This is a genomic window from Spongiactinospora gelatinilytica, from assembly GCF_003236385.1.
GTDB lineage: Bacteria > Actinomycetota > Actinomycetes > Streptosporangiales > Streptosporangiaceae > Spongiactinospora > Spongiactinospora gelatinilytica.
Genome location: NZ_POUA01000417.1, coordinates 1 through 6320, shown reverse-complemented (window position 1 = coordinate 6320; position 6320 = coordinate 1). Strand labels below are relative to the sequence as shown.

The 6320-nt window shown below is 67.6% G+C and carries 7 protein-coding genes; 4 read left to right on the top strand and 3 right to left on the bottom strand.

The genetic code is table 11. From position 1 onward, the window contains the following. Nucleotides 1-113: 113 nt before the first annotated feature. From C1I98_RS44600 to C1I98_RS40855, 3 genes are all read right to left on the bottom strand, one after another. Nucleotides 114-518 (bottom strand): pilin, encoded by a 405-nt coding sequence (locus C1I98_RS44600; protein ID WP_233508404.1) that lies wholly within the window; start codon nt 516-518, stop codon nt 114-116. 325 nt (nt 519-843) lie between these two features. Next, nucleotides 844-1614: a hypothetical protein gene (locus C1I98_RS33470; protein WP_146607797.1), complete on the bottom strand. Its 771-nt coding sequence runs from the start codon at nt 1612-1614 to the stop codon at nt 844-846. Nucleotides 1615-2037: 423 nt separating this feature from the next. After that, nucleotides 2038-2319, bottom strand: a complete 282-nt coding sequence (locus C1I98_RS40855) for a hypothetical protein (protein ID WP_146607796.1) — start codon at nt 2317-2319, stop codon at nt 2038-2040. A 345-nt stretch (nt 2320-2664) separates the two neighbouring features. On the opposite strand from C1I98_RS40855, the gene C1I98_RS33465 reads away from it, so the two are divergent. From C1I98_RS33465 to C1I98_RS33450, 4 genes are all read left to right on the top strand, one after another. Continuing rightward, on the top strand, nt 2665-3408 hold the full coding sequence (locus C1I98_RS33465; protein ID WP_111171344.1) for a hypothetical protein: 744 nt from the start codon (nt 2665-2667) through the stop codon (nt 3406-3408). After that, a complete protein-coding gene (locus C1I98_RS33460; RefSeq protein WP_111171343.1) occupies nt 3405-4364 on the top strand; it encodes a TRM11 family SAM-dependent methyltransferase in 960 nt (319 codons plus the stop codon). Before C1I98_RS33465 ends, C1I98_RS33460 begins: the two co-directional genes overlap by 4 nt. Before the next feature lie 121 nt (nt 4365-4485). Then, a complete protein-coding gene (locus C1I98_RS33455; RefSeq protein ID WP_199537409.1) occupies nt 4486-4767 on the top strand; it encodes a hypothetical protein in 282 nt (93 codons plus the stop codon). 7 nt (nt 4768-4774) lie between these two features. Further along, nucleotides 4775-6320, top strand: a 1546-nt coding sequence (locus C1I98_RS33450) for a site-specific integrase (RefSeq protein ID WP_111171346.1), incomplete at its 3' end; no start/stop codon positions are given.

Sequence of the window (6320 nt, the reverse complement as noted above, 5' to 3'; positions counted from 1 at the left end):
AGATGTGTATAAGAGCCAGGTACCACCCAGGCCCAGCACCATCGCAACGGCCAGAACAATCCACACCGCGTGGCGCGCTGCGACGGCCATCTGATACCGGGTGGCGGTCACAGCTACGCCCCCACGATCCCCTTGAGGATGCTCACCAGAAGCGGCGCGAGGACGGCCACGCCGTAACCGAGGGCGGCATAGCGAAGGGTCTTCTTCGCCGCTTCGACCTCACCGGGGTCGCCTCCCGCCAGGATGTAGCGGACCCCGCCCACGGTGAGGAACAAGGTCGCCAGACCGACCAGCAGACCGACGACGACGTTGCGCAGGTTGTTGATCACCTGGCTCAGCGAGGACGGGGCGGCCAGCGCAGTGGAAGCGCCGGCGTGGCCCTCGGCAACGATGTCCGGACTCGCCCTCGCGACGTGGGCGATACCGATCGCGAGGACGAAACCGAGGCCGATCGAGGCGGCGACGGTGGCGGCGATGAGATGGGCCGTGCGCCGACTTCTACGGGAGCGGACTGTCACTGACCACCTTCCCTTAAGAACGTGGGCGTGCCCGAGCCGAAGCGGGCACGGCGAGCACCTGGGCGATGAGCGTTTGGAGAGGCAGCGCGGAGGCGAGACCGGCTGGGGCCGGGTGGGCGTCCTCCTTCGAGCGGCGGAGCGTGCGGGCCGGTGGCGACAGGGACCGGTGACCGTGTGCGGCCACAGCCAAGGCCGGGCCTCCGCACTTCCTCTTCACCTGGGAAAAGACTTGGCCATCGAGCCGATCTCGGACATCGGCCGGTGCCGAATTTGCTTTTCGCTGACTGGCGAGCAGCTATCGCGCGTGCTCACCATCGACGGTGTGCTACAGATCGCCGCCGGTCAGGTCACCATTGACGAGCACCTGACGCAGTCGCGCCTCGGCACGCTGGCGCCGCTTGAGAACGGTGCAGTACAGCAGGCCACGGCGACGGCAGTAGTCGCTGAGCGGAACGTTCTCCAGCCGCGTTACCGCGATGATCTCCGCGGCTTCGGCGCTGATGATCCCGTGCGCGACCGCTTTCGCGAGAAGCAGGTCGGCATGCCCCGGCGGATAGGTCAGGGTGCGCCCCTCGGCCGCTTCTGCGTCGTTGAGCAGGCACGGCCGCTGCAGTACGCCGCTTCGTGCCACAGACTGGCGGGTCAGACGGGACAGCCGCAGCAATGGGTGGGTCCATTGCAGATTGACCTTGGACAGTGCGTCCATGAAGCCGGTCAGCACCTCGGCCTCGACATCGTCGCGCTCCACGTCCGCCGACCGGCAGATCGATGTGGCGAGGCGGCGCAGCATCGGCATGGCCAGCGCCACGGCGGCCACCATCCACGCGCCCCGCCGTACCCGGGCCTGGCCGATCAGATGCCGCCACACCTCATCACGGGTCACCCGCCCGCAGGAGGGGTGGAGCAGGATCGCCCGCAGCTCCCCCAGCGTGATGTCTCTGGCCGGAAGACCGGCTCCGAGCTGGGCTCCGTCGATGCCGAGCGGCTGCGGTCCCTGCATCAGCAGGCGGAACGCGTCTTCGGCCGCATCCAGCGGCCCGCGAACGTGAGGGAAGGATGAGGCGGCACGAGGGGCGTGCGATGTGGGCTGGGACATGACAACTCCCGAATGAAGCGTGGATCCGGACGTTGCTCATGCCGCCATATGTCACGTACAAGAATCGGTCACTTTCCGGACAGACGTCGCTGTGGGTAATGTTCTTGGCAGGCTCAACTCAAAGCTCCCAAGCGCCTTCTGGAATGGCCGAACGCTATTGATGAAGGTGCCCGGTCGCGCCTTCACTGCCGAGTGGCCCGGATGTCCGGTGACTGCCCACTAATGGCCCTCACCTGTGATGATGGGCGCCACCATGAGGGGTGAGGTCAAACTTCCACCAAAGCTGATGCCTGCGTGGCCTCGGTCGTGTTTGCCCCGGTTTCCGCGATTGGCGGAGAAAGCCCCTTTGAGGAACTAGGAGCGATTCGGCGACGGCTCGCAGCCGACCGTTACCTGTACTGGTTAAGGTAATTGGCTACCGCTTCAGCGGCGAGACGCTGAGTCAGCGCCTGAACATCCAGGTGGATCTCGATCATCCACAATGACCAGCCGCCCCTCGGCGGCGATATGGGTGACGGTCTTCCAGCCCAGGGTTCGCCCCGCCGCCCGGCGTGCCTGAGCCATCTCGCCGACTTGTTGATCAGTCGGCACCAGTTGACCGTAGTAGCCACGGTAGGCCGGCCGCAGTGACGCTTCCATCAAAGCCTTGAGGCGATCGACCTTCTTGCCGAACGGGCGCTCGACGAGCTCGTCGTGCCCGGCCACCGCGATCGCCTCCCGAGATCGACCCTTGATCCAGCCGAAGGCTGCTGGAGACGATGGGCGCCGCGAGTCTTGTAGCAAGGATGCCCGAAACCGGTACGGCAGCGCCCTGACCTGCATGAACAACGAACAGCGCATACGGCCCGGCCGGGAAGCGCGATCACCACAGTTCAACACGACCGCCGATCTGCCCGGTTGTCCCATCTCGCTTCTCGCGGCAGGTATTTCCGATGGTGACAGGGACCAGGCTCGTGTGATCGGGCCACACCATCGTTGAACCCACCTCACCACCACACTCACGCTCCTCACCGAAGCGACCCGGACAGTGGCGCACAGCGTCACCTGCCATTGAGCGTCTGGCTCGCCGCCACCGACACCGAACCGGAACCCTCATGCCGCAATGGCTGCTGCCGGCCGGTCAGCACACTCCTCGCCCGGCACCTGATCACCACCTGCACACGGCTCGGCGGCCTGGTCATCGACATCGACGCAGCCGACCATGCCGTCGTCTCCAGCGCCTTGACCACCGGCTGCCGGGCCGTCGCCACCTTCAGCGACCCCGCCCGGGCACACCACTCCTGGCAGGCGCTGAAGCGCTTGCATCCCCGCCACGACCTGGAGGTCGCCGACCTGCGCCTCACCCCCGCAGACGCTACCCATCAGACGCTCACCGATCTGCTCGGCACCGCCGATCTCGTCATCGCCAAACGCCATTGCCGCCAAAGCGAGCAGGTGGAGCTGTCCCACCTAGCGGCCCTGGTGAAGCCGGGAGGTCATCTGGCCGTCATCACCGGCCTGCATCGCGCAGGCGGGCACGTCCATGACCCCGCCCCGGACATCATCCACAACGCCCGGCACGCAGAACTGACCTACCTCCAGCACATCATCGCCCTTCACGTCCCGGTCCGCGGCGGGCGCCTCGAACCACCCCCTACCTGGCGGGTACCCGCACCAGACCCGGCTACGGCAGGGTGTGCCGGGCTGCCGATCAGCACCCGGCTGCACACCGATGTGCTGATCTTCACCAAGCCCCGGCGATCACCACGGGTGGCCGATCTCCCCACTGAGAACGCAGGAGGTGACCCCTCGTGATCGAGGTGACCATGTCGGTATGGGCGACCGGGCAACAGCCCTCCCGGGTTCAAAGGCGCGGGCGCTATCTGCCCGGTTCGATGAAGCATCCCGCCAAGATGCTCCCCGCGATCGCCGCCCAGGTCATCGCCACCTACACCCGCCCGGGCGATCTCGTCATCGACCCAATGTGCGGCATCGGCACCACACTGGTCGAGGCCCTTTACCAGGACCGGCACGCCGCCGGGGTGGAACTGGAACAGCGCTGGGCCCACCTTGCCGTGGCCAACCTCGCCCATGCCCGCCGCGTTGGAGCGGCCGGGTTCGGCCGGGTCGTCACCGCAGACGCCCGGCACATCGCGCAGCTCCTACCCGACCTGCGCGGCAAGGCGGGCTTGGTGCTGACCTCTCCTCCCTACGGGCTGGCCACCCACGGCCACGTCCGCTCCACCCGCGACAGCGGAGAACTTGGGGTCCGCAAATGGAACCACCACTACACCGACCGTGCCGACCGGGCCAACCTGGCGTACCGGCGCCTCCCGGCCCTGCTGGACGGCTTCTCTCGCATCCTCGCTGGCAGTATCCGGCTGCTGCGCCCTGGCGGCGTGGTCGCGGTCACCGCCCGCCCCTACCGTCACCACGGCGAACTCATCGACCTCCCCGGGCAGATCATCACCCTCGGCCGCCGGGCGGGACTGGAGTTCGCCGACCGGATCGTCTGCCTGTTGTGCGGCCTCGGTGACGGCACGCTGCTGAACCGGGCCTCGTTCTTCCAGCTCCACGAGGCCCGCCGGGGATGGGCGCAGGGGCGGCCGATCCACGCCATCGCACACGAAGACCTCCTCATCTTCCGTAGACCATCAGGCGATCACCTACCAGCAATGCACCCGGTACACATCGTCCCCGGCCACCCGGCGCAATGCCCCTCAGCACCGGAAACAGCGTCGTCAGCCGATGGACCAGCGGATTTCGCTTGACGGCGCGGACCAAGGTGGGCGTCGATACCGCTGGCCACGGCCCACCCGCCAATGGGCCGGGCCAGCGCAACACACACCATCCCGCCACCGACGCCCGAACCCGCCCCATGGAGGTGACCTGATGACCGCACGACCAACCGACAGCGAGCCGGACGAACCCGCCCCCGATGGCAAGGACCGGCATCACATGGCGGAGGCGGAGTATCCCGCCGTGATCGGCGTGGTCGCCGCCGGGAAACTGCTCGGAATGGGCCGGACCAAGGCATACCGGCTGGCCAAGACCGAGCGGTTCCCCTGCCCGGTCCTGCGGATCGGCAGCCGGTACGCGGTGCCGGTACGCGGGGTGCGCGCGCTGCTGGGATACCGCGACACCCACGAGTGCCGCGAACACTGGAAAGGATGACACCACGGTGGCCAACGGATCCACCTACAAAACCTGCTCCTGCCGCGATACGGCCACCGGCCGTAGACTCGGCGCCTCCTGCCCCAAACTCCGCCGAACCGGCGGGGGCGGTCAGCGCTGGAGCAGTACCCACGGACGCTGGGCCTACCAGCTCGAACTCCCCGCCCACGCCGACGGGCGACGCCGCAACCCGCTACGCCGCAGCGGCTTCACGACGCTGGAGGACGCCGAAGCCGAACTCGATCACGCCCGCGGGCTGCTCGCTCTTGATGATGACCCGCACGTGCGGCGGCAGATCACCGAACTCATCCTCACCACGCTCAAAGAGGCCAAGCATCTTCCGCCGATGGAAGAGGTACGCCGGAAGGTCCGCACCCGGCAAGACCTCAACCGGCACCTCACCGTCGCCGAATGGCTGGAGGAATTCCTCGCCCGTAAGCGCCGCATCGATGCCACCACCCGCCGTGGCTACGCCACCGACATCCGCCTCTACCTGGCCCCCTACCTCGGCCACATCCGCCTGGACCGGCTCCGCGTCTCCGACGTGGCGGGCATGTTCGACGCCATCGAGGAGTTCAACGACACCATCGCCCAAGCCCGCGCAAGCGGCGACCCCGAACAGGCCGCCAAGGTGAAATACCGCCGTCCTGTCGGCGCCTCGTCCATGCACCGCATCCGCGCCACCCTGCGCCACGCCCTGAACATCGCGATCAAGCAGGATCGGCTGCTGGACTTCAACCCGGCCGCCGTGGTCGAACTACCGGCCGTGACCCGGCCAAAACCGGCCGTGTGGACCGCCGAACGCGTCGCCCACTGGCAAACCGATCACGACCGGCGGTTCGCCGCCGCCAAACACGGCCGGGTGATGGGCGGCGTCGATGTGATCGGCGTCTACCTGGCCGCGGATCGGCCCTCCCCCGTGATGGTATGGACGCCGCAGCAGACCTCGGTCTTCCTTACCCACGCCCGGCTTCACCGGCTGTACGCCCTGTACCGCCTGATCGCCCTCCGCGGACTCCGCCGGGGTGAGGCGGCCGGTCTGCGCTGGCGCGAGGTCAACCACGCGGCCGAAACAATCGGGATCAACTGGCAGATCACCCAACTCGGCTGGCAACCCGTCCAAGGCAAACCGAAGACCGACGCCAGCGACCGCGTCATCGCCGTGGACACTGAAACGATGGCCGCTCTGCGCCGCCACCGCACCCAGCAGGCAAAGGAACAACTCGCCGCAGGCCAGGACTGGGCTGACAGCGGGTTCGTGTTCACCGACGAACTCGGACGCCCGCTGCACCCCCAGCACCCCACCGATCAGTTCTATTGGCTCGCCTATGAGGCGGGACTGCCACCGATCCGCCTCCACGACCTTCGTCACGGAGCGGCCTCCATGATGCTCGCCGCCGGAGTCGAACTGAAGATCGTCCAAGAGACACTCGGCCACGTCTCCTCGACCTTCACCCGCGACACCTACACCAGCGTCTACCCCGAGGTCGCAGCCGCAGCCGCCGAACAAACAGCCGCACTCATCACCACCCCGCCGCAGGTCACCTCACCGC

Bases quoted from the DNA above. Each gene is read 5' to 3' on its own strand.
- C1I98_RS33470 (WP_146607797.1), bottom strand. From the start codon at position 1,614: ATGTCCCAGCCCACATCGCACGCCCCTCGTGCCGCCTCATCCTTCCCT.
- C1I98_RS33455 (WP_199537409.1), top strand. From the start codon at position 4,486: ATGACCGCACGACCAACCGACAGCGAGCCGGACGAACCCGCCCCCGAT.